The organism is Sphingomonas sp. GW821-FHT10C01, from assembly GCF_059415525.1.
Map to the genome: position 1 here is coordinate 225,975 of NZ_JBWKNK010000003.1, position 26,617 is coordinate 252,591.

The window sequence follows — 26,617 nt, forward strand, 5'->3', positions numbered from 1 at the left end:
CGTCGCGGCATTGCCGAACGGAAAGCCATGAGCGGGCGCCTAGAGCCGCATGCGCGCGCCGATGAAGTAGCGCGGCCCGTAATAATGATATTGGCGGATGCTGCCCTGCACCGGCATGTCGGTGACCTTGGGCGAGTCGAAGATGTTCGTCGCCTCGAACCGCAGCGAGACGTTGCGGTTGATATCGTACGAGGCGCGCAGATCGAACGTCTCGTTGCCACGGACATAGCGCAGCTGCGAATTGCCGCCGACAAAGTCCTGATAATAGTTGGACCGGTAGTTGTAGATGCCCTGGATCGAGAAGCCCTTGAGCTGATAATAGAGCTGGGCGGAAACGACGTGCTTCGAGAAGCCCGACAGGCCGGCGGGCGGCACGATCCGCGGCGTCGTCACCCCCGTTGCGGGCGTGAAGATCTGACCCAGCAGAATGTCCTCATTCTCGAAATCGGTGTCGGCGTAATTGTAGCTGACCTTGCCGCCAAACCCGTCGAGCGGCTTGGGCAACCACGAGAAGCGGTTGGCGAGCGTGATCTCGACACCCCAGAGCTGGCTCTTGTCCGGGCTGTTCGCGGTCTGGGTCACCGGCACGCTGACATCGCGACCGCCGATGTTGAACGTCTCATTGGTCAGGACCGGCATGAAGCCGCCGCTGAACTGCTTGAAATAGACCGTCGCCGAGAACAGCGAATCCCGGTTGGGATAATATTCGAGCGCAAGGTCGCCGTTCCACGACATCAGCGGCTTCAATGCCGGGCTGCCATTGGCGCGGATCTCGCTGATCGCATCCTCGATCGTCGTGCCATTGGCGTCGAGGAAGAAGGTGCGGCCCGCCCCCAGCGCGCTCGGCGCCGGTCGCGACATCGCGCGATAGGCGGCGGCGCGCAGCAGCAGCCGGTTGGGCTGAAGCTCAAAGATCGCGTTGACGCTGGGCAGGAAGCGGGTGGTCTCGTCCTTGAGCGTCACCGTCTCGTAGCTGCCGGCGACGGGCACCAGGGTGATCGTTCCGTCGGTGTTGTTCCTGACGCTGAACGCGCTGCGCAGGCCGACCGAGGTAACCTTGGTGTTGACCACGCGCACGCCGAAATTGCCGCGCACCGGCATGTCGCCCAGATCGCCCGCATAGTCGGCCATGATATAGCCAGCGAGCGTCTTTTCGGTCACGTCGCGATTGGCGGGCGAGAGCAGGTCGGCGGGCAGACCCGGATCTTCGGACCCGGTATATTCGTGCATCAGGCACAGCGGATCGAAGGTCGCCCAGCTGGTGATGGTGTTGCCGCGCGCCTTCTCCAGGAAGCCCGTCTGCGGGAATTGCGTGCGGCAGAGCGTGTTGATCCGCGCATCCTCACGCCCCGCTGCGGGCGGCCCCGCCGGGTTGAGGTTGAATTCGTTGCGCAGGTCGTAATCGGCATAGGTCTGCTGCGCCCACCGGCCGCCGACCGCGATGTTGGTGATGAAGCCGTCGAGCTTGTAGTCGGCATCGAGCCGCACGCCCCAGATCTCGTTCTGGCGCCGGCTTTCGTCGCGGCGGGCGCGAGCGTCGTCCCAGAACAGCGCGTGATTATTGGGGTCGAAGCGCGGGTCGAAGGCGATGCTCGGCGCGAAATTCCCCGGCTTCACTTCATAGGTATAGGGAATGCGCTGGTTGTTGATCGCGGTGCGGTTGCCGTTCATGTCGAACGGGTCGGTGCGCAGGCGCACCTGGCGCTCGACCTCGCTGCGGATCGTGCGCGAATAGGAGCCGTCGAGCGCCAGCGTCAGCCGGTCGCTGGCCTGCCAGCGCAAATTGGCACCGCCGCCCAGATACTCCTCGGAACGCTCAAGGTTCGACGCGGTCGACTCGATCGAGCTCAGCCCGTTCATCTTCTGGATGACGCCGTTCGAATCATAAACGACGTTGGTCAGTCCGTAGCGCATCTCCGAAATGTTCAGGTCGCGCCGGTTCTCGACAAAGGTGCGATCCGAATATTGCCCGTCGATATTGAGTTCGACCCGGTCCGAGAATTTCCACTGGATCGCGCCGAAGATCGCGTCGCGCCGATCGGTCTCGCTGATCTGGCGCCACGTCATCGAGTTGGGCGCGAGGTAATAGGGCGTGCCCGCCGCCGCCTGCGCCGGCGTCACCGCGGTGCAATTGTTGTTGGCGACGACGATGGTCGCGTTGCACGCGGTCCAGGTCGAGCTGCCCGCGACCGTCTCTTCGGGGTTGTTGGTGCTGTTGCGCTGCACGCCGATCGCGACGCCGATCTCGCCCAGCCCACCCAGCTTATACTGGTCGACATAGGACACGGTCCCGCGCCAGCCCCAGGCCGACGATCCGATCACCTTGTCCTGATAGGGGCTGTAGTTCGCCTTGATCTCACCCTGGATGCGGGTCTTGCCGAAATCGAGCGGGCGCAGCGTACCGATGTCGATCGTGCCGGCGACGCCGCCTTCGACCAGATCGGCCTGCTGCGTCTTGTAGATCTTGATGTTGTTGACCAGTTCCGAGGGGAACTGGTTGAAGTTGACCGAGCGGTCGCCCGAGCCGTTGGTCGCGTCGCGGCCGTTGAAGGTCGAGTTGGACAGGAACGGGCCAAGGCCGCGCAGCGCGATTTCCGAGGCGCCGCCCTTTTCACGGTGCGTGGTCGCGCCGGTGATCGTCTGGATCGCTTCACCCACCGACAATGCCGGCAGGTCGCCGATCTCGTCGGTCGACAGCGCATCGACGATCGCGGTCTCGCGCTTCTTGACGTCGATCGAAGTGCGAAGGGTCTCGCGGATGCCGGAGACGACGATCTCTTCCTCGTCCGCCGATGCATCGGCGGGCGGGGCGGCCTCCTGCGCCATCGCCTGCGTCGCCGCGAGCAGCGACACGGCAGCGCCTGCCATCAACCATGCGCGGGTGCGCGAGCGCTCGGCGGTTGCCGGCTTACCCATTCGTCCTCTCCCTGAGTCCAATTTTGTTGATTGACCCTTGCCGGTTGCAAACCAGTTGTCAACCTAATGCACATGCCAATTATCGAATAATTGGTCCTACCAATTTACGGCACAAGCTGTGAGGCCAATGCCGGAACGGCGCGTGCGAGATCGTCGGCGACCAGTTTCGCGAACACGCCGGCGCCGGTCTCCCCGACATGGGTGTAGTCGAACTTGCGATTATGCTGGCCGCGCGGACCGCCGGGCTTGACCGGCACGTCGGGCAGCCGCGCCTCTTCGGCCGCGCGCGGCTTGAGCGTCGTCCCCGCCTTGGCGGCGGCGCGCTCCTCGTCGGTCGGCTCAGCCTGAGCCAGCGCCATCGCATCCTCCGGCCCCAGCTTCTGCACCACCGCCGCGCTGCGCCGGTTGAGATCGACCAGCGGCGCCTTGGTCTCGAGCGCGACCTTGCGCACCTCTTCCGACCAGGCGTCGAGCGTGTTGTCGAGCTTGCCGCCCTTGAACTCGCGCCGCGTCAGCGGCGTGACGAGGACGGGGATCGCGCCCGCCGCGCGGACCTCCTCGACCATTTTCCGCAGGTTCGCGGGAAATTCGGTCGCGCGGTCGGTCCAGCGCTCGGGCCGGGTCGACTGATCGTTATGGCCGAACTGGATCAGGACGTAGCTGGCGCGGTAGCCGGGCACCTTGGCCTCGGCGAGCGCAATTCCCCAGCTGCCCTCCTGGCGATAGCTGCGCGTCGACCGGCCGCCGCGCCCGACATTGAGGCAGGCGACCGACGATTTGACGTGCCGCGCGCAGAAGATCGAGGCCCAGCCGCTGGCCGGAGCCATGGTGGAATCCCCCACCAGCACGACTTTGTACGGTTCGATCGGCGGGGCGTCGGTGCGCTCGCGCGCCTGCTGCGCGAGCGCGGCGGGAGCCAGGGCCAATGCGGCGGCGGCGAGCGCAAGCCGCATCACGAGAAGAACAGCCCGCCGTTGATGTCGACGTTCGTACCCGTGAGGAACGAGGCGTCGCCCGAGGCGAGGAAGGCGACCGCCGCCGCGACCTCGTCCGGATGGCCCTCACGGCGCAGCGGCGTGTTGCCGGCGACCGCGGCGCGGCCCTCGGGCTTGGAGAAAATGTCGTGGAACGAGGTACCGATCAGGCCCGGGTTCAGCGCGTTGACGCGAATGCCCTGCGGTCCCAGCTCCTTCGCCCAGCTGCGCGTCAGCGTCATCAGCGCGCCCTTGGACGCGGCATAGATGCTTGCGCCCGGACCGCCGCCATCGCGCCCGGCCTGAGAGGCGATGTTGACGATCGCCGCACCGCTTTCGAGATGCGGGAGCACAGCCTTGGTGACCAGGAAAGCGGACTTGAGGTTGAGATCCATCACCGTGTCGAAGAACGCCTCGTCCATGTCGGCGAGCGTCTTACGCGCGACCATGCCGCCCGCGCAGTTGACCAGGATGTCGACCTTGCCGCCGAACGCGTCGGTCGCGGCCTTGACCAGCGCCGCAACCTCGTCGGCCTTGGTCACGTCGGCGCGCGCGAGCAGCGCGGTGCCGCCGGCCGCCTCGATCGCGTCGAGGGTTGCCTTCGCCGCCGCTTCGTCGCTGCGATAGTTGATGACGACCTTCGCGCCCTCACTGGCGAGACGCAGCGAGATCGACTTGCCGATGTCGCGTCCACCGCCGGTGACGATCGCGACCTTGTCCTTGAAACGCATGTAAGCCCCTTATTCTTCGGTTTTGGGTTGAACGGGTTCGATCCGGCCGCCGAGCCAGATGCAGAGGAGGGAGAGCGGCACGAGCGCCGCGCCCAGAATGAAGATCGGCGCGAAGCTGGTCTTGGTCATGACCGGCACGAGCCAGGTGGTGATCAGCGTGCCCGCGACCGCGGCGGTGCCGCTGATCCCGGCGAGCGAACCGACCGCGCCGCCGCCGAACCAGTCGCTCGGCAGCGTCTGGATGTTGTTGATCGCGACCTGGAAGCCGAACAGGATCGCCGCGATCAGCAGCACCGCCGACAGCGGGGTCGATGCCGTAGCGGTGAGCAGCAGCGCCGGCAGCATGATGACGCAGCCCAAGGTGATGGCGAGCTTGCGCGCCTTGTCCGCGCTCCAGCCGCGCTGGATGAGCTTGCCCGACAGCCAGCCGCCCGAGAGCGAGCCCGCCATCGCGCCGACGAACGGCACCCAGGCGAACATGCCGATCTGCTTGACGTCGAAGCCGAAGCTTTCGTTGAGGTAGATCGGCAGCCACGACACGAACAGCCACCAGATCGGGTCGAGGAAGAAGCGCCCGGCCATCACCGCCCAGGCCTGTTTATGACGCAGCAGCTGGCCCATCGATGGGGCGTAGCCGGCGGGCTTCGTATCGCCGTCGATGCGCTCGTTGGCGCCGAGGATATGGTCGCGCTCGACCTTGCTCAGCCAGGGGTGGGCGTCGGGATCGGACTTGTAGACCCACAGCCACGGCAGCAGCCACAGGAAGCCGAGCACGCCGACGATCAGGAAGGTGGTGCGCCAGCCGACCAGGCCGAACAGGATCGCGACCAACGGCGCCGAGACGATCGCGCCCATCGACGCGCCCGCGTTGAAAATGCCCTGAGCGAAGGCGCGTTCGGAGCGCGGGAACCAGGTGGCGTTGGCCTTGGCCGCGCCGGGCCAGTTGCCCGCTTCGCTGATGCCGAGGGTGGCGCGCAGGATTCCGAGCGTCAGCATCGACTTGACCAGGCTGTGCGCGGCGATCGACAGCGACCAGACGATGATCGAGATGGCGAAGCCCATGCGGGTGCCGACGACGTCGAAGATCTTGCCGAACAGCGACTGGCCGAACGCGTAGAAGACCATGAAGATGGTCACCAGCAGCGCATAGTCTTCCTTGTCGGCGCCGATGTCCTTGGCGACCGCGGGCCACATCACGGCGAGCGCGTTGCGGTCGATGTAGTTGATCACGGTCGCGACCGCGATCAGCGTGATGATCCACCAGCGGAAACCCGATTTCATTTGCCTGCCTCTCCGTCGAACCGGCCGACCGGTCCGCGCCATTCGAGCTTGCGCCCGTTCACGGTGACGCTGTGCGCCTTGTCCGCCGTGGTATCCGCCGCGATGGCGACGAGGATGTGTCGCCCGCCAGTGAGTGAAATCGTGGCGATGCGCGCACCGCCGGACTCTGTCATGGTGAGGCCGGTCACCGCGCTGCGACTGTTGGTCGTGGTCTCGGTCGCGGCGTCGTAGCGGCCGTGCGGCTCGATCAGGCTCACGAACGCGGCGTCGCCCGCGCCCGCGATGCGCTGGATCACTACCGGCTCGCGCCGTAGGTTGAAGCGCGGATCGTTGGCGCCGCTCTCGGCGAGGATCACATGCGCGCCAGCCGTCGCCATGCGATAGGTGTAGAAGCGCCCGTCATTGATCCAGGTGACGCGCCCCTGCCCGTTCGTCAGCGGCGCGGTCGCGTCGACCCAGAGGTGCTGATAGCCATTGGTCTTGCCCAGCACGGGCCGCGTGGTCGTGTTCGATGCGAGCTTCAGATCAGTGTCGATGATGTGCCCGGCAAAGTGCAGCGGCAGATCATAGGTGGCCTTGGCCGCGTTCTTCACCGTGAGCAGGTCGAGCACCAGCGGCGCGCTTTTGCCCATCTCAAGCTGCACCAGCGCGCGGCGGAAGCTGACGCCGGGATAGGCGCCCGTCATCTCGCCGATCGAATAGCGGGCCGATCCCTCGCCCTGGAACGCCAACTGGACCGGCGCCGCCTTTTCGGCGGGCGCGAGCTTGGTCTCGAAATGGCTGGTCTCGTTCACCACCAGCGTATTGTGGGCGATCGTCTGCTGCGCCCAGCTGTCATTCTCGGGCAGATAGCGCCCGCCGTCCTTCGCCTCGATATTCAGGAACCGCGCTGCGCCGTAATCGGTCACGATGGCGTTGCCATTGTCGTAGAGCAGCCAGTTCAGCTTGTCGAAATGGCCATGGCCCATGCCCTGGGCGGTGTTCTTGGCGACGACGACCTGCGCCTTGTCCTCCGGTCCCGAACGCAGGATCGCGAGCGCGCCGTCCTTGCCCTGCGGCCCGTCGCGCAGCAGCGTCGAGGCGAAGGCGAAGGGCTTCGCCTTGCCCGCGGCGAGATCGCGCGCGACCGCGAATCCCTGCGGCGACAGCGCGACCTTGTTCTGCCACTGCGCGATGCCCAGCAGCCCGGCGTCGCCGCTCGCCGCATAGCCGATCGCCACGCCCTGATAGAGTTCCTCGGTCTTGAGGCTCTTGTCGGGCATCGCGTCGTTGATCGGGAAGAAATAGCCCGCATAGGTCGTCTGCACCGCGGTGCGGATCGCCTTCAGAACGATGCCGTCGCGATATTCGAAGATCTTCCGCTCCGGCTCATTGTCCGCGATCGCCTGGGCGAACACGACGAAGGGCTGGAGTGCGTAACGCTGATAGTAAGGCCCCTCGGCATAATAGCCGTCGGGCGAGAAGAGCAGGTCGAGCTGACGCAGGAAGCCGACCTTGCCGCTGCGGTCGCTGCCCTTGAGCGCCTGTTCGACCAGTGTCTTGTCGCGCAGCACATAGCCGGTCATGCCGACCCCGGCATTCGCCCAGGTCGAATGGTTGTGGATGCGGTCGAAGGTGGTCGGCTCGCCGGTCAGGAAGGCGGCCATACGACGAAACACCTGATCGTCGATCGTTTTGCGATCGGCAGGCGTCAGGTCGCCGCGCACCGCGTCGTAACCCTGGATCGCGTGGACCAGCCACACGCTGTCGTTGAGGCTCTGCCAGAACAAGCGACCGGGCACCTGATTGGCGGCGGCCGGATGCTTGCCGAGGCCCGGATAGAGCTTCGCGTACGCCAGCAGCATGTCGCGGACATAGTCGGCATAGCGCTTGTCGCCGGTGACGCGGTAGAGCGTCCCGGCCAGCTGGATCAGCTTGTAATTGGCCTTGTGCCGCTCATGCGTCGGCCCGCCGCCGCGATCCCTGGGCACCGGCACGTCGATCCCGGCGCGGATGCCCGCCTCGACCGATTTCTTCGCCGACGCCAGCTCGCGCGCGAACAGCGGGGCGCGGGCGCCCTCTGCAGCCATGGCACGATAGGCTTCGGTGCTGGCGAGCACGGGGGCGGCGTCTTGCGCGAAGGCGGGAGCCGTGCCGGCGAGCAACGCGGCGAGGAAGACCGTGCGGATCATGGCTGCGCCACCGCGATGTTGCCGGTCAGCGTCACGTCGGGCTTGCCCTGTTTGTAGAGGTTGATGATGCGCGGCTCGGGCGTCGCGACGAAGCGGTTGTCGGCAATACGCACCACCGGCACGCCGACGCTGTTCGCGACCTCGATCCCGGCTGACTTGGCGAAGCGGTTGCGCGCGATCTCGACCCATTGCACGCCCGACAGGCGCACCGCGCCTCCATCGCTGACGCTGTTGCCGGTCATGGTGAAGCGCGGGCCGAAGGTGCTTTCGTCGGTGCCGAGCCGGGCGAGATCGGCGATGATCGCGACGTCGGCAAAGCTGTTGTCGGCGATCTCAACCCGCTCGGCGCTGTACAGGCCCTTGCTGCCGGTTTCCGCCGCCGCGGCGATCACGGCGCCAGAGATTTTGGCAAAACTCGACCCGCGAATCTCGACCTTGTTGGCGAAGGTCGCGGGGGTCGCTGCGAAGACATCGTAACCGGGTGCAGTGAGGTCGCGCACCGCCACGCTGTCGAGCGTCACGCTGTAGTTCAAAGTGCTCACCGACTGCGACGCACGCACGAGCGCGTTGCCCGCCGCGGTCGGTGAGGCAGCGCCGGAAAGGGTGGCGCCACGAAGAACGATGCTGCCGCCCGGCAGCAACTGGAACAAGGTAGAGGCCGCGCTTTCGATCACCGCCTCACGCGGACCGGACACGGTCAGCGAATGCGCAATCGGGATCGGCTGGACGACGCGATGCGTACCGGCGGCGACACGAACGATGTCGCCCGCTGCAGAGGCCGCGACGGCCTTGGCCAACGCGCCTTCGCTGGCCGGCACCGCGATCTCGCGGCCCGCCGCGCTCGCCGGCGCATCCTTGGGATACCAGACAGGTCCGGCCTCCCCGCGCTTCAGCACCACCAGGTCGCGCGGGGCACCCGCATTGACCGACGGATCGGCGGGGTAGAGCAGACCATTCGCGGCCCGCTCGAGCTTGACCGCCTGCTTCACATTCCCAGCCAACGCGATGCCGGTCACGGCGCCTTCGAAGCGGACGATATCCTTGCCATCGGCATTGGCGATCAGGTTGCGCTCGAACCAACTGTTGATCGGCGGGGCGCTGCGTTCGGCATCGGCGCCCGCGCCAAAGGTGATGCGCGCCGCCTCGATGATCGAGTTGCGCTCGATCCGTGCGTTGACGACCTGATGATAGCGGTTGATCACCGAGTTGGGCACGCCGTTCATCACCGCGATCGCGCTGAGGAACGAAGTGCCGGTGACACCCTCCAGATAATTGTCGCGGACGATCTGGTCGCGGTTGATGACGCGGATGCCGCCGGTGCTCGGCTTGCCCTTGCCGAGGAAGACGTTGCGCTCGACCAGGTTTCCGTTGCCGTGGCGCAGCACCACCGCGCCCTGCGATTCGACGAACATGTTGCCGCGGATGATGTTCGCGCCCGACTTGATCGAGACGATCTCGACCTCGCCATCGCATTTCTCGAACCAGTTGTTCTCGATCACGCTGTTCGACCCGCTGAGCGACTCGTCGCTGGTACCGACGCGGATCGTCTCCCCGCCGTTCGAGCCGAGCGGCGGGCGGGGGCCGAAGTAATTATGGTCGATCCGTGCGCGGTTCGCCTCCGGCTGCCCCTTGGGGCGGATCACTGCCAGCGTGACCCCGGCATTGCCCTTGCCCGCGAACCACGAATGATCGACGCGATTGTCGGCGCCGTAGATCGCGACCCAGATATCCTCGGCCCGGCGATCGGGATTGGTGAAATTATCGACGACGATCTGCGTCAGCCGCACGTTGCGCGCTGGGGTCTTCGAATCGCGACGGAAGGCAATCAACTCGCGGGTCGGCGACCAGCCATTGCGGAAGACGAAGCCCGACACCACCAGATGCGCGCCACTGATGCGCAGGTTCGACTGGCCCGACAGGATGACCTTGCCCGGCGTCTGCGCGGCGAGCGTGATCGGCTTCGCCTCAGTGCCTTGCCCCGTGAACACGATCTGGAAGTCGCGCCATTCGCCATCGGCGAGCAGGATACGGTCACCCGGCGCGGCCTTCTTCACAGCAGCGGCATAAGCGGCGGGATCGCGGACCAGATGGTCCGCGGCCAGCGCGGGCACCGGTGCCAACAGCGCGCAGGTGATCCACGCCCCCATTGCCCGCATCCCATCCACTCCTCTGAAATCTGTTCTGCGCACTGGACTAACCAAGTGGCATGAACTGTTCAAGGATTGATTATACCACTTATCACAATTGGTATAGAAGAGCGTGATCCGCTCCGCAGCGGCTTTGCCGCGCGGCCGCGTCCGGCTATAGGCGCGCGCATGGCAGACATCTTGATCCTCACCACCGGCGGCACCATCGACAAACTCTATTTCGATGCGCTGAGCGAATATCAGATCGGCGACAGCGTCGTCGCGCGCCTGCTCGCGGTCGCGCGCGCTTCGCTCGAGGTTCGCGTGGTCGAGCTGATGCGCAAGGACAGCCTCGAACTGACTGACGAGGATCGCGCGACGATTGCCCTGGCGGTGCGCGACGCGCCCGAGGATCGCATCGTCATCACCCATGGCACCGACACGATGACCGACACCGCCGCCGCGCTGAAGGACATCCCCGGCAAGCGCGTCGCGCTGCTCGGTGCACTCGCCCCAGCGCGCTTCGCCGAGAGCGACGCCGCGTTCAACCTGGGCATGGCCTTCGCCACGGTTCAGGTTGCGGCGGAGCCGGGCGTATGGATCGCGATGAACGGCACCGTCTTCGCCGCCGGCAGCGTGCGCAAGGACCGGACGCGCAACAGCTTCGTCCCTATCTGATCCCGCCTTTGCCGCGCTGAACCAGAACTATCTTTCAGCCCACCTCAATCTCCTATCTAAACAATAGGAGTTCAGGCGGAGGTCGATCGATGGGCAGGCAGCAGACAGCGGTGGAGATCTACCCGCGCAATCTCGACCGCGTGGTCGCGGGCCTGCGCGATGCGCGCCGCGCGTGGCGGCAGGGGCATGACCGCCATGCCGAGCAGGGCATCGAATTCCCCTCGCGCCGCGTGCTGGCGCGGCTATTGCGCGAGCTTGGCACCGCACTCTTCCCGCTCCGCCTCGGCCCGCCCGAACTCACCGCCAGCAACGAGAATGGTTGGGTCGAGGCGACGCTCGAATCCACCCTTTCCCAGCTCGGCGCGCAGATCGAGCTTGAGCTGCGCATCGCCCGCCCAGGCATCTCGCGCGTCGAGGAAGGCTATGCCGTCGAGCATATCCTGACCGATTTCGCGGAGAGCCTGCCCGGTATCCGCCGTCTGCTCGATGCCGATGTCGCGGCCGGTTACGCCAACGATCCCGCCGCGCGCAGCGTGGACGAGGTGCTGCTGTCCTACCCCTCGATCGCCGCGATCATCCACCACCGACTCGCCCACCGCCTCCATTTGCTCGGCGCCCCTTTGGTGGCCCGGGTGATCGCGGAGGTGGCGCATGGCGAGACCGGGATCGACATCCACCCCGCCGCATCGATCGGTCGCAGCTTCTTCATCGACCACGGCACCGGCATCGTCATCGGCGAGACCAGCGTGATCGGTGACCGCGTGCGTGTCTATCAGGGCGTGACCCTGGGTGGCGAACCACGCGCGGCTGGCACGGCGCATCGCGGCGACACGCGCACACGGCGGCATCCGCTGATCGGTGACGATGTCGTGATCTTCCCCGGCGCGGTGCTGCTCGGCCCGATCAGCGTGGGCGCGCGCAGCCGGATTGGGGGCAATGTGTGGCTGCGCGACGACGTGGCGGAAGACAGCTTGGTCGAACTGCCCGCGCCGGTGACGCGGCCACTTGGCTAGGATAGGCTCGGGCCTTTCCTTCTTCCAACGGGTAGCCCGGCCAATGAGCGACTTCCGCCAAATCCTCGAACGCGCACATGCCCTCGATGCCGCAGCGGGGTCCCCGACGCTGGTGATCCACAAGCTCGACGAAGCGCGCGGCAAATCGATCACGCTCAGCTACAGCGACGTGGTCGATCTGGAAGTCCTGCTGGGCGGGCTGGTTCGGGCGCTCGAGGAACGTCACGCCGAACGATAGGAGCATCGCCTCAACGTCCCGCATCGGAGGTTCTCAAATCAGCAAGCGCCTGTTTGACAATTTTCCGAAACGGACCATTATTTCGAAATAGAGATATTTCGACTTCGTCCGGTTTCGGAAGGTTTCGGCGATCCGCCGCCTTGCCGGGATGGGCCGTAGCGGACAATTCGGGAGGGGATCGACATGTGGCTGAATGAGAAAATTTCCAGGCGCCGGATCCTAAGCGGCGGTGCCGCGGCCATAACCGCGGCCGCCGGCTTCCCCATGATCAACCTCGGGCAGTTCCGGCTCCACGCCGCCTCGCCCAAGACCTATTCGAAGCGGGCGATTGACCTGGTGCGCCGGTCGCTGGTGATCGACATGCTCGCGCCGATCAAGCTTGACTTCCGCCCGGACTATTTCGCGGCCCCGCTGAGCGAGAAGGACGCCGCCGAATTCCGGGCGAGCGGCATCACCGGCTTCCACAACGCCGTCGGTGTCGGCGGCAAGGACGCCCGTGCGAGCGTGCTCGAATGGATGAACGGCTGGCAGGGCTTTGTCGGCCGCAATTCGCACGTCTTCTCGCTCGTAGGCCTCGCGGGCGATCTCGATCGCGCCAAGCGGGAAGGCAAATGCGCGGTGATCATGGGCCTGCAGAACTCGGACCATTTCGACACCGTCGCCGATGTGAAGGCCTTCTACCAGCTGGGTCAACGCTGCTCGCAGCTCACCTATAACAGCCAGAACCGGCTCGGATCGGGCAGCACCGACCGCGTCGATGGCGGCATCAGCGACTATGGCGCCGCGATCATCAAGGCGATGAACGAGGTCGGCATGCTGGTCGATGTCTCGCATTCCGGCGACAAGACCACGCTCGACGCGATCGACATCTCGACCAAGCCGATCGCGATCACGCACAGCAATTGCCGCGCGCTCAACGACCACCCCCGGCTGAAGCGCGACGAGGCGATCCTGGCGCTGGGCAAGAAGCAGGGCGTGATGGGCATTACCGGCGTGCGCAACTTCGTCAGCGCCAAGGAGCCGACCACGATCGTCGAGATGGTCAATCACATCGATCATGTCGTGAAGCTGATCGGGGTCGACCATGTCGGCATCGGATCCGACGCCGACCTCAACGGCTATGACGACATGCCGGCCGATCAGTACAAGATGCTGAAGGGCAGCTACAAGGAAAGCTACGCCTTCCGCGACAAGCTGGACACCGACGGGTTCGACCAGCCGATGAAGATGTACGACCTCACCGAGGAGCTTATTCGCCGCAACTATTCGGACGCCAACATCACCGCCATCCTCGGCGGCAACTTCCGGCGCCTGCTCGGCGACACCTGGATCTGATCCCAAGCGGGGGAAGGCGGTTCCGCCTTCCCCCAAGGATGTAGTCCACGCCGTTCAGCGCACCTTCGCCGTCCCCGTGATCGCCTCGCCGGGGAAGGTCCGCGCTACCAGCTTGCCGTCGCGCACGACCGGCTGGCCGTTGACCAGCACATGGCGGATGCCGACCGACGCCTGCATCGGCTTTTCGAAGGTCGCCACGTCGGCGACCGTGGCGGGATCGAAGATGGTGATGTCCGCGTCGGCACCGACCTTCACCCGCCCCTTCCGCGCCATTTGCGGCGAGACCGCCTCGAGCCGCTGAGCCGGCATCAGCGCCATCTTGCGCAGCGCGGCCATCAGCCCCAGCGTCTTGCGCTCGCGGACATAGCGGCCGAGCACGCGGCCGTAGGTGCCCGCACCGCGCGGATGCTCGCCCGATGTCACCCAGGGCATGCCATCCGACGCGATCGAGATTTCGGGTTCGGCGATGATCGCATCGACCACATCCTCCGGGATCATATGCACCACGACCGCGGCATTGGGCTGCTCGCGGCGATAGCGTTCGAAGCTCTCCTTCGTCAGCCGCTCGCCGGTCGCTGGCCATTGTAGCTCGCCATAGCTGATGCCCGACCGCTCCTGCCAGCCGTCACGGAAGAATTCGGACCCGATATGCGTGCTGCCCGCCGTGTAGGGATAGGCTTCGGACGTGATGTCCAGCCCGCGCTGACGCGCGCGTTTCACCATGTCGATCAGGACCGGCGTATCGCGCAGGCCAGTCGAATGAAGGTGGACGATCTGAAGCGGGGCGCCGGTCACCGCCGCGTTGGCGATCACCTCCTGCGCCACCGCGATCGGCACCCCCGGTGCGGGATCGAGCGGGCGACTGCGGACATGGACGAAGACGGGCGCGCGCGTCACCGCCGCGGCCTTGAAGATATCGTAGATCTCGCTGCGGCCCGCACCCGGTGTGTATTCGATCCCAAGGCCATAGCCGAGCGCGCCGGCCGCGACCTCGCGGTCGAGCGCGGCGACGATCGCGCGCTGCTGCTCGGGTGTCGCGGCCGCGGTATAGGCACGGCGGTCGTTCGATCCCCCGTCCGGATTGATCGCGCCATGGCCGGCGCAGGGTGCATTGGCGATCACCTCCCGCCGCGCGCATTGGTGGGATGCGGTCGCACCGAAATTGACCAGCGCCTTGCCCGAAAGCGCGGCAAGGAAGGGCGCGATCGGCATGGCGCCGCCCTCCGCGTCGATCGCCGTCGTGACACCGTCGAGGACCTGGTAATATTCCCCCTTGGGGTTCTGCCCATGGGCGTGGAGGTCGACGAAGCCGGGGGCGACCACCAGGTTCGTCGCGTCGATGGTCAGACGCCCGGTCAGCTTCGCGCTGGTGATGATCGCGATGCCACGGCCGTTGATCCCGACATTGGCGACTTCGTCGCGCCCGCTTTCGGGGTCCATCACCCGGCCATTGGCGATGACGATGTCATAGGTCTGCGCCCGCAGCGGATGCGCGACTCCGGTCGCGGCGAGCAACAGCGGCAGCATGGCAAGTCGAAGCTTCTGATTCGACATGGAAAAACCCCTCCTGAGGACCTGGCACGCATGGCGAAGGCGCCTGCGGGCCGTGCCAGATGGCCCGACTATTTTCTCTGATTGGAACATTCACCGCATCACACGGTATTGCAAGGAGAGAATTCATTACATCAAACTATTGATATTAAATGTATTTAACTCGAATCGCCGAGAATTTGCAAATCCGAAAATATCTGATACGAAAATAGTGTCCCGATGCGGAGCGCAGAAGCCGCACGGATTTTGGGAGACCCGGATGATCAATGGACTCAGCGCGCGGGCGAAATCCCTGACGGGAAGCGCGGTCGCTCTTTCACTCCTGCTCGGCACACCCGTCGCGGCACAGAGTGCGCCAGCGGCGAAGGCGTCAGTCGCGAAGACCGCAATCGACCCGGCACGGCTCGCCGGCCTCGGTGAGTTCGTCGACGGCGTGATGGCCCAGCAGATCGCGACCCGCGAGATCGCCGGCGCGGTCGTCACCGTCGTAGCGAACGGCAGAACCCTGTTCTCGCGCGGCTATGGCTATGCCGATCTCGACCGCAACATCCCGGTCGACGGCAAGCGCACGCTGTTCCGCCCCGGCTCGGTCTCCAAGCTGTTCACCTGGACGGCGCTGATGCAGCAGGTTGAGCTGGGCAAGGTGAAGCTCGACGATCCGATCGACAAATATCTCGATTTCACGATCCCGGCGAATGGCCAGACCCGCCCGATCCTGGTCCGGCACCTGCTCGATCATACGCCGGGCTTCGAGGATCTGGGCGGGATCACCGCGGACTCGGTTGCGGACCTGATCCCGCTCGACACCTTCCTGAAGAATCCGAAGAATATTCCGACGCGCGTGCGCGAGCCGGGCGTCGAGACGTCCTATTCCAATTATGGCTCGGCGATCGCCGGCTATATCGTCCAGCGGGTCTCGGGCGAAACGTTCGCCGACTATATCGACAAGCACATCTTCGGTCCGCTCGGCATGACGAACGCGACCTTCCGCGAACCGCTGACGGGCGAGCGCGCCGCGAACATGGCGACCGGCTACAAGCTGGTCGACGGCAAGCTCGTCGCCAAGCCGTACGAACTCTATTCGAACATCATGCCCGCCGGCTCGGTTTCCGCGACCGGACCGGACCTGGCCCGCTTCATGCTCGCGCATCTTGGCGACGGGCAATTGGGCAAGGTCCGGATCCTGAAGCCGGAAACGATGCGCCTGATGCGCACCAACCTGACCCGCAACGCGCCGGCGCTCCAGCCGATGGCCCATGGCTATATGGTGCTGCGCGAACAGGGGCCGCGCCTGATCGGACATGGCGGAAACACCGCCGATTTCCATTCCTACATGGTGCTGGCGCCCGAGGCGAACTTCGCCTTCTTCGTCTCCACCACCGGCGGCCAGGGCAGCTATGGCGGCCGGACCGAGCTCATGAACGCGATCATCGGCCGCGTCTTTCCGACCGCGCCCGCGCCGCGCTGGACCGGCAAGGCCGCACCCACGCTCGGCTCCTATCGCACCAATCGCCGCACCTATAGCGAAACGCCCAACCCCGCCTACGACATCAAGGTCACGGCACAGGGCGATCACGGTCTCGTCACCGAAGCCGGCGGCGCCAAGACCTATTGGGAACAGATCGGTCCCGAACTCTACGAACAGGTGACCGGCGCGCGGGTCGGCGGCCCGTACGAACGGCTGCAATTCCACGGCCCCGCCGAGGACCGCAAATTGTCGTTCGGCTCGCAGCCGCACGTGCTCTTCCGGCTGGTGAAGCCGTGACTGCCCGCCGGTGGCGGTAAGCCACCGGCGAATTCGAAACCTGATCGGGTCGGGCTTTCGACCCGACGCCCGACGCCGGCCAGATCCGGCGGCGAGCGCAAGACTCACACGGCAAGTCCGTACGCGGCGCCGCGCATAGAGGAAACCATCGCATGATTTCTCCCCGACCCCATCGTCATCTCCGCGTCCGTAGCAGCGCGGTTGCACTCGGCGTCGCGCTCGCCTTCGCCGCCCCCGCGTTCGCGCAGGACGCGCCGGAGGAGCCGGAACCCGCAGCGCCCGAAGTCGTCGTCACCGGCTCGCGCATCAGCACCGCCGGCTTCGAGGCGCCGACCCCGACGACGGTGATCGGCGCCGCCGAACTGCAGCAGGCCGGCCGCACCGACATCGCCGCCTCGCTCGCGGATCTCCCGCAATTCCGCCAGACGCAAAGCGCGACCTCGACCAATACCGTCACTTCGTCCGGCCAGGCGCCCGCCGATCTTCGCGGCCTTGGCTCGGCGCGCACGCTGGTTCTGATCAACAACCGCCGCAGCGTCAGCTCGAACGACCTGCAGACCATCCCCTATTCGCTCGTGAAGCAGATCGACGTCGTCACCGGCGGCGCATCGGCCGCCTATGGTTCGGGCGCCGTCGCCGGCGTCGTCAACATCCTGCTGGACGACAACAAGGAAGGCTTCGAGCTCGGCGCGCAGACGGGTATCTCCTCGCGCGGCGACGCACAGAAATATCTGCTCGAAGGATCGGCCGGCATCAAGTTCGCCGATGGCCGCGGCCATTTCATGATTGGTGCCGACTATCTGAAAGACAAGGGCATCACGCCGGGCAACGCGCGTCCGCGCATCGGGTCCGCCGGGTTCTTCCCCGATGCGACGGGCAAGCTGGTTCCGACCGGCAATCTGCGCGAGCTGACCCGCAGCGAGGGCGGCCTGATCCGCACCGGTGCGCTCGCCGGGCAGACCTTCAATCCGGACGGCAGCCTGCGCCCCTTCCAGTTCGGCATCATCCGCCCCGGCTCCGCGTCGACGATGATCGGCGGCGAGGGTTATAATATCGATCAATATCGTTCGCTGTCGGCGCCGATCGAACGGACCAGTGTGTTCGCACGCCTCAGCTACGACGTGACCGACACGTTGAAGGTCTGGGTCGACGGCAATTACAACAGGGTCTCCGACAGACGCCTGTTCTTCCCCGACCTTGGCGTGACGCAGCTCACCTTCTCGACCACCAACCCCTATCTGACCGCGGCGCAACGGTCGGCCTTCGCGACAGCGGGCGAGACCAGCTTCACCATGGGCCGCGTCCTGACCGACATGTCGATGGTGGATTTCGATTATAAGCGCGTGACCAAACAGGGCTCGATCGGCTTCGACGGCACCTTCGGCGGCGGCAAATGGCGCTATGGCGCATTCTTCACCCATGGCGAGCAGGAGCAGGACCAGAGCCTCATCGGCCTGACCAAGAAGGCCGAGTTCGCCCGCGCGATCAACGCGGTGTCGAGCGGCGGATCGATCGTCTGCGCGGTGAATGCGGATGCGGACCCCACCAACAACGATGCCGCCTGCCGCCCGCTCAACCTGTTCGGTTCGGGCCGCGCCGACCCTGCGGCGATCGCCTATGCGACCGGCACGTGGAACTCGGTGACGACCACCTGGCTCGACCATGCCGGCGCCAGCATCAGTGGCGAGCCCTTCACGCTCTGGAATCTTCCGGTCTCGGTCGCAGCGGGCGTCGAATATCGCGAGGAGTCCTTCCGGACGCTCTACGATGCGACCTCGCTCGCGAACAACTTCAACACCATCAACGGCGTGAACATCCAGAAGACCGGCAACAGCGTGAAGGAGGGCTTTGCCGAGGTCGACATCCCGCTGCTCGCCAATCTGCCGATCGTGCAGAAATTGAGCTTCAACGGCGCGGTCCGCGTGTCGGACTATAGCACCAGCGGCGCGATCTGGTCGTGGAAGCTGGGCGGAATCTGGGAGATCATCGACGGACTGAAGATCCGCGCGACGCGCTCACGCGATATCCGCGCCCCTTCGCTCAACGAATTGTTCAGTCAGCGTTCGACCCTGTTCACCAACATCGCGGATTCGGGCCGTCCAAACAGCCCGCTGACCAACATCACCCTGTTCACCGGCGGCAATCCCGACCTGCGCCCGGAAATCGCCGACACGTTCACGATCGGCGGCGTCGTCCGGCCGAGGTTCCTCCCGGGCTTCGACCTGTCGGTCGACTATTACAACATCAAGATCGACGACGTGATCACGACGCTGACCGCCCAGCAGATCGTCAATGGCTGCTATTCCCAGAACAATCAGGGCGCGTGCAGCCAGATCGTTCGTGATGGCAGCGGCGTGATGACGTCGATCAACGCCGCCTATATCAACGTCGCGAGCTTCAAGAACACGGGCATCGACATCGAAGCCTCCTATCGCACCAAGCTGGACGGCATCGGCCTCGACGGCCTGTTGAAGCTTCGCGCGATCGCCAACTATGTCGACCAGATGGTCGTCAACAACGGCGTGGTGGCGATCGACGGTGCGGGCTATCTCGGCTCCCAGGCCGGCTACCTCGTGCCCAAGTGGCGTGGGTCGCTGACCGTGAACTATGAGAGCCAGGGCATGGGCGCCGATCTGCGCACGCGCTATGTCGGAAGCGGTGGCTTCGCACCGGTCGCGGTGCTCGCCAATCAAGATGCGCGGATCGACAGCCACGTCTATGTCGATCTCGGCCTGCGCGCCTATATCCGCACCAGCGACAAGAATCGCCTGACGGTCTTTGGCAGCGTTCAGAACCTGTTCGATCGTCAGCCGACGCTCGGCGCGATCAGCTCGCCCTATCTCGACATCATCGGGCGCCACTTCACCTTCGGCGTCCGCGCGAACTTCTGACACCATGCCGATTTGGGCCGGTCCGCTCCGGGCCGGCCCAAATCGGTAGTTCGCCCGGCTAGGGCTTACATAGCCCCGTCACGATCGCGCCGATGATCCGCTCAGACCGCCCGACCTAGCCGGACCGTGCCACCTTCGGGAACGCCGGGGCCGGCGGTCGCGGCGCTTCTGGCTGTACTCGGCGCACAGCGAATTCGATGCTTCTGCAATGGCCCGGAACGATATCGGCCCATGCATCCCGAATCCGGCAGCCAAATGCGCCTCTGACTCGGAAATGCACGCGCGGCACGGGCAAGCTACGGAAATCGCAGCACAAAGGCGCGACAACGCCGATCCGAAAAACGCAGATGCCTTTGAAGGTGAATGGTGCCCGGGGACGGATTCGAACCGCCGACACTGCGATTTTCAGTCGCATGCTCTACCAACTGAGCTACCCGGGCACGGGTACCGGTCAACGCCGGAAGGCGCGCTCTTAGTCGGCGGTTTCGCCCCTGTCCAGTCCGCTTTGCGCACCATCCGCGTCATCGGGATCGATCGCGGCCCCGGGCAGACGATAACCGTCGCCCAGCCATTGCAGCAGGTCGCGATCCTTGCAGCCGCGGCTACAGAAGGGCTTGAACGCCGGCTCGCCCGGCTTGCCGCAGATCGGGCAGTCGTCGCGTTTCACTTTTGCTCCACAAACTCGGTGCGCCCGCCGGTGCGACGGTGCAGTTCCGCGACCCATTCGGGTTCGCGCGCCAGCCGCCGCAACAGCGCCGGATGCAATATATGGGTGGCGGGGGCCGGCGGGGGAAGGCGTTCCAGCCGCCGCAGTTCCGCCCGCACCGCCGCGCCCGCGGGATCGGCGGCAAACAGCTCGGGCAAGGACATGCGCGACCGGCGCCGCACGACCTGGAGAAAGCCGAAGCCGTTCATCGCGGTCCGCTCGAACGGCTGCGGCAGCGCGGCATCGATCGCCTCCGCCACCGCGTTGCGCTCATTCTTGTTGGCAAGCGTCGGAAAATCGATCCCGACCGATCCGGTGATCTCCATCCGCTCCATCGCCTGCGCGATCGCGTGCGCGGCGCTGATCGACAGCGGGCCCAGCGGCGCTGCGCCGTCGACGTCGAACAGGGTCATCGCCGGGGTCACGACCATGCGCAGCGCACCGCCGGCAAAGGCGATCTCGCCGCTGGCCGCTTCTTCGAGCAACTCGGTCCAGCCCGCGTCCTCGAGCAGATCGGGCTCGTGCGCGCGCAGCTGCCGCACGGGCAGGTCGGTCGCCTTGATCCGGGTAAGAAGGTCCGGGCCAGGCATCGGCGGCGCGTCGGCGGGCACCGCCTTGGGCAGCTTGGCGCGCCCGGCCTCGGCGATCGCCTCGCGCACGATGCGCGCATTGAAACGCGCGCCCTGGGTGATCCCGGGCGGCAGCGGATCGCACAACGCCTCTTCGCCGGTGTCGAGCTGGATCTTGCCGGTGACGCGATCGACCAGGCGCGCACGCGCCACCGTGCCGACACGCACGCCGCCGGGCAGTTCGATCGCCGCCTTCCAGATCACGCCGCGCGCGACCAGCGCCGCGCGGTTCTCGCCGATCCCGGCTTCGTAGAGCCACTCAGCCAATTGGGTAGCCAGCGCTTTCCAGCAGCGCGCGGGTCTCGAACACCGGCAATCCCACGACGCCCGAATGGCTGCCCGACAGGAAGCGCACATAGGCTTCGGCGCGGCCCTGGATGGCATAGCCGCCGGCCTTGCCCATCCCCTCGCCGCTCGCGACATAGGCGTCGAGCTCGGCATCGGTCAGCCGCTTGAAGGCAACGACCGTGTCGGAAAGCCGCGTCCGCGCCTTGCCCGCGCTGTCGATCAGGCAGACCGCGGAGAGGCAATGATGCCGCCGCCCCGACAACAGGCCGAGCATGCGACGCAGGTCCGCCTCGTCCTCGGGCTTGCCCAGGATGCGGCGGCCCACCGCGATGGTGGTGTCGCCCGCCAGCACGATCTCGTCGTCCGCGCGCGCGACCGCCTGCGCCTTGCCGAGCGCGATGCGCTGGACATAGGCGCGCGGCAATTCGTCCTTGAGCGGGTTCTCGTCGGTGTCCGGCGCGGCAATGCGATCGGGCACGATGCCGATGCGCGCGAGCAGGTCGCGGCGGCGTGGCGATGTCGAAGCGAGCACGAGCCGCATGGGCATTCCTATCGTGGATCCCCGCCTATGCGGGGAGGGCCATCACTTGAAGCGATAGGTGATGCGGCCCTTGGTCAGGTCATAGGGCGTCAATTCGACGAGCACTTCGTCGCCCACCAGAACGCGGATGCGGTTCTTGCGCATCTTGCCGGCAGTATGGCCGAGGATCTCGTGATCATTCTCAAGCCGGACACGGAACATCGCGTTGGGAAGAAGCTCCACAACACGGCCGCGCATTTCAAGCAGTTCTTCCTTGGCCAAACAAACCTCTAGCGATGGAGCAGAAAAAAGACGCGGTGCCTTACTCTTCCTTGACGGAAAAGGAAAGCGCGACGGTTTGACGCACCGAAAGCGATAACGGCGGCAACGAACGGTTTCCCGCTGCTCGCTTGATGCGGCGAGCATTCGGGGCCACATGAGCCTCATGCTGATCGAGACCGAAACCACGCCCAACCCGGCGACCCTGAAGTTCCTGCCCGGCCGTACCGTCATGGACGCCGGCACCCGCGACTTCGCGACCCCGGAGGAGGCCGAGGCCTCGCCGCTGGCCGAGGCCCTGTTCAACCTCGGCGATGTCACCGGCGTCTTCTTCGGCCGCGACTTCATCTCGGTGACGGCCGCGCCGAGCGTCGAATGGACCGGCCTGAAGCCCGACGTGCTCGGTATCCTGCTCGACCATTTCAGCGCGAACATGCCGCTGTTCCGCCCGGGCAGCGCCGCCGGTTTCTCCGTCCCGGCCGAGGAAGTCTTCACCGACGACCCCGAAGACGCGGATATCGTCGCACAGATCAAGGAGCTGATCGAGACGCGCGTGCGCCCCGCCGTCGCCAATGACGGCGGCGACATCGTCTATCGCGGCTTCGACAATGGGAAGGTCTATCTGCAGATGCAGGGCGCCTGCGCCGGCTGCCCCTCCTCGACCGCGACGCTCAAGAACGGGATCGAACAATTGCTCAAATATTATGTGCCCGAAGTCACCGAAGTGCGCTCGGTCTGATGGGCGCGCCTTTGAACGAGGCCGGCCTCGACACGATCTTCCGCACCGCGCGCACCTATAATGGCTATCTTCCGGGCGAGGTGACCGAGGCGGATATCCGCGCGATCTACGATCTGCTCAAGATGGGGCCGACCTCGGCCAACATGCATCCCGCGCGCTTCGTCTGGTGCCTGAGCCAGACGGCGAAGGACAAGCTCGCCGATTGCGCGAGCGAGGCGAACGCACCCAAGATCCGCACCGCGCCCGCCGCCGTCGTGATCGGGATGGACTATGACTATCATGAAGAGCTGCCCTGGCTCTTCCCGCACACCGATGCGAAGAGCTGGTTCACCGACCCTGAGGCACGCAAGGCGCATGCACTGCGCAACTCGTCGCTCCAGGGTGCCTATTTCCTGATCGCGGCACGCGCGCTGGGCTGGGACACCGGACCGATGTCGGGGTTCGACGCGGCGGCAGTCGATGCCGCCTTCTTCGCCGACCAACCCTCGGTCCGCGTCAATTTCATCGCGACATTGGGCAAGGGCGATCCCGCGAGCATCTTCGGCCGCAGTCCGCGCCCCGAATTCGGGCAGTTCAACCAGATTGCCTGACGCGCCGCTCACCCTCGTCATCGAAACCGCCACCGCCGCCTGTTCCGTCGCGCTTATCCGCGACGGAGCGGTCGTCGCGCAGCGCCATGAAGAGGTCGGCCGAGGCCATGCCGAGCGGCTGATCCCGATGATCGCGGAACTGCCCGATGGCGGCCGCGCCGACCGAATTCTGGTCGATTGCGGGCCAGGCAGCTTCACCGGCATCCGCGTCGGCATCGCTGCGGCACGCGGGCTGGCGCTGGGTTGGGGGGTACCGGTGACAGGCTTCTCTTCGCTCCCGTTGATCGCGGCCGCCGGCTTCGCGACCGATCCGGCGGTGCCCGCGCTTGCCGTCGTCCTCGAAGGGGGACATGGTGAGGTCTTCATGCAGGCCTTTACCCGCCCGCTGGCCGAGACCGGCCCCTTCGCCTCGCTCAAGCCCGAAGCGGCACTTGCCGCGCTCGCCGGCCATGCCGCGATCGGCAACGGCATCCGTCATCTGGCGGCGCTCGACCCCGATCTCGACCTGCGCGAAGCGCTGCCCCGCGCCGCCGATGCCGCGCTGCTCGCCTCCGCTTTCTCAACGCTCGAACCGCGTCCGATCTATGGCCGCGCGCCAGACGCCAAGCCCCTTTCCCCCGCGCCCCCGGCCACATGAGTTCGGCACTGCAGATCGTCGAGATCGTCCACGGCACGCCGGCGGATATCGCTACGCTCAACGCGATCATGGCGGACGCGTTCGATCCGCGTTTTGGTGAAGCCTGGACCCCCAGTCAGTGCATGGGAATGATCGCGCTGCCCGGAGTCTGGTTCAGCATCGCCTGGAGCGGAACCCGCCCCGCCGGCTTCGCGCTTGCCCGCGTTGTCGCTGACGAAGCCGAACTATTGCTGCTCGCCATCCGCCCGGCGATGCGTCGCCGCGGTATCGGCACAGCATTGCTGCGGTCGATCGTTACGGACGCGAACGAACGTGGCGCGGACACGCTGCATCTGGAAGTGCGGTCGAACAATGAAGCCGTACAGCTTTACCATAGCGAAGGCTTCGAGAAGGTCGGCGAGCGTCGCGATTACTATCGTGGCAAAGACGGTAAGCTGTTCGACGCGCACACCTTTTCAAAATGGGTAGGCTAAAATCGACAATTTTTATTGCGACTGGTCTTGCAATCACTCCATTCTCGATCAATAGCGCGCGACGCGGCCTGTAATATTGCTGCCGCTGCATCGGTAGAAAGGATCATCATGGACGCTCAGAACGACCTGCAGGAAACGCTGGTCACGCTGACCGCGGACATTGTTGCGGCACATGTCAGCAACAACAGCGTTGCAGTCTCGGATCTTCCGCTGCTGATCGCGAATGTTCACGGTGCGCTTACCGGTCTTGGCACCAAGGCACCCGAGCCCGAAGCGAAGAAGCAGGAACCGGCGGTTTCGATCCGCTCGTCGATCAAGCCCGACTATATCGTCTGCCTTGAGGACGGTAAGAAGCTCAAGATGCTCAAGCGCCACCTGATGACCCACTATCAGATGACGCCGGAACAGTATCGCGCCAAGTGGAACCTCCCCGCCGACTACCCGATGGTCGCACCCAATTACGCTGAACAGCGCCGCAGCCTCGCCAAGAAGATCGGCCTGGGCACCAAGCGCCGCAAGCGCTGAGATTTTCCTGGACGGGCGATACCAGCCCGCTTCCGCCCTGCCGGCGGGGCGCGTCGGTACCGCACAAACAGAAACGCCGGTCCGGGCCAACGCCCGGGCCGGCGTTGTTCGTTCTCGTTCCCCTTTTATCTCAAGCCGATTGTCGCTACATCACCGCCATGGCCCGCAAGATCGACCTCGAAGCCCTTTGTCATGAAAAGGGTCTCCGCATCACCGAGCAACGCAAGGTGATCGCCCGCGTCCTTTCCGAAGCGGAAGACCATCCCGATGTCGAGAAGGTCTATGCCCGCGCATCGGCGATCGACCCAGGCATCTCGATTGCGACGGTCTATCGTACCGTCCGCCTGTTCGAGGAAGCGGGCATCCTCGACCGCCACGATTTCGGCGACGGCCGCGCGCGCTACGAGCCCGCGCCCGAAGCGCATCACGATCACCTGATCGATGTCGAGACGGGCAAGGTGATCGAGTTCGTCGATCCCGAACTCGAGCTGCTGCAGAAGCAGATCGCCGAGCGCCTCGGCTTCCGGCTGGTCGATCATCGCATGGAACTCTACGGCGTCGCACTCGACCGGAAGAGCTGATCCGCATATGGCCCTGCTCCGATCGCGCTGAGCTTGTCGAAGCGCTGACCTGGCCCCCGCCCACCGCGCAGGGGGAAACAGTGCTTCGACAAGCTCAGCACGAACGGGGGACGGGTTGACGCAAGGCTTGACGGAACGCCGCCTCGCCGCCGCGCGGGGCGAGCCCACCCAACTCACCTCGTCCGAAGCCTTTCGCTTCTGGCGGCGCATCGGGCTGCTGCTGCTCACGCTGCTCACCCATGTACCGATGCATTATCTGTGGCGGCTGCTGCGCCTGCCCTCGCCCTGGCCGCGCTGGTTCCTGCGCCGCGTCGGGCGGATCGCAGGAGCACGGGTCGAGGTGATCGGCACACCGCTGCGCCGCGACGTCTTCTACATCTCCAACCACCTTTCCTGGATCGATATCCTCGCGCTGGGCGGAGCGAGCGGCACCGCCTTCGTCGCCAAGGCCGAAATCGGTGAGACGCCGGTCGTCGGCTGGCTCGCGGGGCTCAACCGCACCGTCTATGTAAAGCGCGAGAACCGCATGGGCGTCGCCGAGCAAATCAACCAGCTGCGCGACGCGCTGACAGACAATTGGGCGATCGCCGTCTTTCCCGAAGGCACCACCACCGACGGCCGTTCGCTGCTCCCATTCAAGACCCCGATGCTGCGCGTGCTCGAGCCGCCGCCGCCCGGCGTCATGGTCCAGCCGGTCCTGCTCGACTATGGCGTTGTCGGCGAGGAGATCGGCTGGGTCGGCGAGGAGGGTGGGGTCAACAATGCCCGCCGCGTGCTGGCACGCCGCCACAGCTTTCCGCTGCGCATCCACTTTCTCGATCCTTTCGACCCGCGCGACTTTCCGGGCCGCAAGGCGATCGCCGCCGAAAGCCGCCGCCGGATCGAGGAGGCACTGGTCGCCGCGCTCGGCGGTCCGCTGCGCCCATTCGCCTGGTCGGTTGGCCCGGTGAACTACACGCCGCCGGCGGATGGCTAGTCGG

Annotated in this window: 24 protein-coding genes and 1 tRNA gene; 13 read left to right on the forward strand and 12 right to left on the reverse strand. The window is 65.6% G+C overall.

What is annotated here, in order from left to right; genetic code table 11:
- Positions 1-39 precede the first annotated feature (39 nt).
- The 6 genes from AC07M1_RS14990 to AC07M1_RS15015 form a co-directional block, all read right to left on the reverse strand.
- Positions 40-2,916 (reverse strand): TonB-dependent receptor, encoded by a 2,877-nt coding sequence (locus tag AC07M1_RS14990; RefSeq protein WP_495163428.1) that lies wholly within the window; start codon positions 2,914-2,916, stop codon positions 40-42.
- 104 nt (positions 2,917-3,020) lie between these two features.
- Positions 3,021-3,869: a rhamnogalacturonan acetylesterase gene (locus AC07M1_RS14995; protein WP_495163429.1), complete on the reverse strand. Its 849-nt coding sequence runs from the start codon at positions 3,867-3,869 to the stop codon at positions 3,021-3,023.
- Positions 3,869-4,621, reverse strand: a complete 753-nt coding sequence (locus AC07M1_RS15000; RefSeq protein ID WP_495163430.1) for an SDR family NAD(P)-dependent oxidoreductase — start codon at positions 4,619-4,621, stop codon at positions 3,869-3,871. Before AC07M1_RS15000 ends, AC07M1_RS14995 begins: the two co-directional genes overlap by 1 nt.
- Before the next feature lie 9 nt (positions 4,622-4,630).
- Positions 4,631-5,902 (reverse strand): MFS transporter, encoded by a 1,272-nt coding sequence (locus AC07M1_RS15005; protein ID WP_495163431.1) that lies wholly within the window; start codon positions 5,900-5,902, stop codon positions 4,631-4,633.
- Positions 5,899-8,073, reverse strand: coding sequence for an alginate lyase family protein (locus tag AC07M1_RS15010; protein WP_495163432.1), 2,175 nt, complete (start codon positions 8,071-8,073; stop codon positions 5,899-5,901). Before AC07M1_RS15010 ends, AC07M1_RS15005 begins: the two co-directional genes overlap by 4 nt.
- Positions 8,070-10,229 carry a polysaccharide lyase 6 family protein gene (locus AC07M1_RS15015; protein ID WP_495163433.1) on the reverse strand — a complete coding sequence of 720 codons (2,160 nt, stop codon included), beginning with the start codon at positions 10,227-10,229 and terminating at the stop codon, positions 8,070-8,072. Before AC07M1_RS15015 ends, AC07M1_RS15010 begins: the two co-directional genes overlap by 4 nt.
- Positions 10,230-10,388: 159 nt before the next feature.
- Between AC07M1_RS15015 and AC07M1_RS15020 the strand changes: the two genes are divergently transcribed.
- The 4 genes from AC07M1_RS15020 (at position 10,389) to AC07M1_RS15035 (ending at position 13,463) form a co-directional block, all read left to right on the forward strand.
- Positions 10,389-10,877, forward strand: coding sequence for an asparaginase domain-containing protein (locus AC07M1_RS15020; protein WP_495163434.1), 489 nt, complete (start codon positions 10,389-10,391; stop codon positions 10,875-10,877).
- A gap of 89 nt (positions 10,878-10,966) precedes the next feature.
- Positions 10,967-11,890, forward strand: coding sequence for a serine O-acetyltransferase EpsC (gene epsC / locus AC07M1_RS15025; protein WP_495163435.1), 924 nt, complete (start codon positions 10,967-10,969; stop codon positions 11,888-11,890).
- A 43-nt stretch (positions 11,891-11,933) separates the two neighbouring features.
- The gene (locus AC07M1_RS15030; protein WP_495163436.1) at positions 11,934-12,128 is read left to right on the forward strand and encodes a hypothetical protein; all 195 of its coding nucleotides are present in this window, start codon (positions 11,934-11,936) and stop codon (positions 12,126-12,128) included.
- A gap of 264 nt (positions 12,129-12,392) precedes the next feature.
- The gene (locus AC07M1_RS15035; protein WP_495163437.1) at positions 12,393-13,463 is read left to right on the forward strand and encodes a membrane dipeptidase; all 1,071 of its coding nucleotides are present in this window, start codon (positions 12,393-12,395) and stop codon (positions 13,461-13,463) included.
- Between the two features lie 54 nt (positions 13,464-13,517).
- Here the strand turns inward: AC07M1_RS15035 and AC07M1_RS15040 are convergent, their stop codons facing one another.
- Complete coding sequence (locus AC07M1_RS15040) at positions 13,518-15,017, reverse strand: amidohydrolase family protein (RefSeq protein ID WP_495163438.1); 1,500 nt, start codon at positions 15,015-15,017, stop codon at positions 13,518-13,520.
- 256 nt (positions 15,018-15,273) lie between these two features.
- Here AC07M1_RS15040 and AC07M1_RS15045 point away from each other — a divergent pair, with 256 nt between their 5' ends.
- A complete protein-coding gene (locus tag AC07M1_RS15045) occupies positions 15,274-16,779 on the forward strand; it encodes a serine hydrolase domain-containing protein (protein ID WP_495163439.1) in 1,506 nt (501 codons plus the stop codon).
- Positions 16,780-16,931: 152 nt separating this feature from the next.
- Positions 16,932-19,670, forward strand: a complete 2,739-nt coding sequence (locus AC07M1_RS15050) for a TonB-dependent receptor domain-containing protein (protein WP_495163440.1) — start codon at positions 16,932-16,934, stop codon at positions 19,668-19,670.
- A 364-nt stretch (positions 19,671-20,034) separates the two neighbouring features.
- Here AC07M1_RS15050 and AC07M1_RS15055 read toward each other — a convergent pair.
- From AC07M1_RS15055 to infA, 5 genes are all read right to left on the reverse strand, one after another.
- Positions 20,035-20,110, reverse strand: a tRNA-Phe gene (locus tag AC07M1_RS15055).
- 32 nt (positions 20,111-20,142) lie between these two features.
- The gene (locus AC07M1_RS15060; RefSeq protein ID WP_495163441.1) at positions 20,143-20,337 is read right to left on the reverse strand and encodes a DNA gyrase inhibitor YacG; all 195 of its coding nucleotides are present in this window, start codon (positions 20,335-20,337) and stop codon (positions 20,143-20,145) included.
- Positions 20,334-21,272, reverse strand: a complete 939-nt coding sequence (locus tag AC07M1_RS15065) for a ribonuclease (protein ID WP_495163442.1) — start codon at positions 21,270-21,272, stop codon at positions 20,334-20,336. Before AC07M1_RS15065 ends, AC07M1_RS15060 begins: the two co-directional genes overlap by 4 nt.
- The gene (locus AC07M1_RS15070) at positions 21,265-21,834 is read right to left on the reverse strand and encodes a Maf family protein (protein ID WP_495163443.1); all 570 of its coding nucleotides are present in this window, start codon (positions 21,832-21,834) and stop codon (positions 21,265-21,267) included. The genes AC07M1_RS15065 and AC07M1_RS15070 overlap by 8 nt, the downstream gene beginning before the upstream one ends.
- A 42-nt stretch (positions 21,835-21,876) precedes the next feature.
- Entirely contained in the window at positions 21,877-22,095 is a 219-nt protein-coding gene (gene infA / locus AC07M1_RS15075; RefSeq protein ID WP_066578926.1) for a translation initiation factor IF-1, read from the reverse strand.
- A gap of 163 nt (positions 22,096-22,258) precedes the next feature.
- Here infA and AC07M1_RS15080 point away from each other — a divergent pair, with 163 nt between their 5' ends.
- The 7 genes from AC07M1_RS15080 (at position 22,259) to AC07M1_RS15110 (ending at position 26,613) form a co-directional block, all read left to right on the forward strand.
- Positions 22,259-22,831: a NifU family protein gene (locus AC07M1_RS15080; RefSeq protein WP_495163566.1), complete on the forward strand. Its 573-nt coding sequence runs from the start codon at positions 22,259-22,261 to the stop codon at positions 22,829-22,831.
- Positions 22,831-23,421 carry a malonic semialdehyde reductase gene (locus AC07M1_RS15085; RefSeq protein ID WP_495163444.1) on the forward strand — a complete coding sequence of 197 codons (591 nt, stop codon included), beginning with the start codon at positions 22,831-22,833 and terminating at the stop codon, positions 23,419-23,421. Before AC07M1_RS15080 ends, AC07M1_RS15085 begins: the two co-directional genes overlap by 1 nt.
- The gene (gene tsaB, locus AC07M1_RS15090) at positions 23,414-24,058 is read left to right on the forward strand and encodes a tRNA (adenosine(37)-N6)-threonylcarbamoyltransferase complex dimerization subunit type 1 TsaB (protein ID WP_495163445.1); all 645 of its coding nucleotides are present in this window, start codon (positions 23,414-23,416) and stop codon (positions 24,056-24,058) included. The genes AC07M1_RS15085 and tsaB overlap by 8 nt, the downstream gene beginning before the upstream one ends.
- A complete protein-coding gene (rimI, locus tag AC07M1_RS15095; RefSeq protein WP_495163446.1) occupies positions 24,055-24,531 on the forward strand; it encodes a ribosomal protein S18-alanine N-acetyltransferase in 477 nt (158 codons plus the stop codon). The genes tsaB and rimI overlap by 4 nt, the downstream gene beginning before the upstream one ends.
- A 108-nt stretch (positions 24,532-24,639) precedes the next feature.
- Positions 24,640-25,056 carry a Ros/MucR family transcriptional regulator gene (locus AC07M1_RS15100; protein ID WP_495163447.1) on the forward strand — a complete coding sequence of 139 codons (417 nt, stop codon included), beginning with the start codon at positions 24,640-24,642 and terminating at the stop codon, positions 25,054-25,056.
- Positions 25,057-25,214: 158 nt separating this feature from the next.
- A complete protein-coding gene (locus AC07M1_RS15105) occupies positions 25,215-25,637 on the forward strand; it encodes a Fur family transcriptional regulator (protein ID WP_331029534.1) in 423 nt (140 codons plus the stop codon).
- A 127-nt stretch (positions 25,638-25,764) separates the two neighbouring features.
- Positions 25,765-26,613, forward strand: a complete 849-nt coding sequence (locus AC07M1_RS15110) for a lysophospholipid acyltransferase family protein (protein ID WP_495163448.1) — start codon at positions 25,765-25,767, stop codon at positions 26,611-26,613.
- The last annotated feature ends 4 nt before the right edge of the window (positions 26,614-26,617 follow it).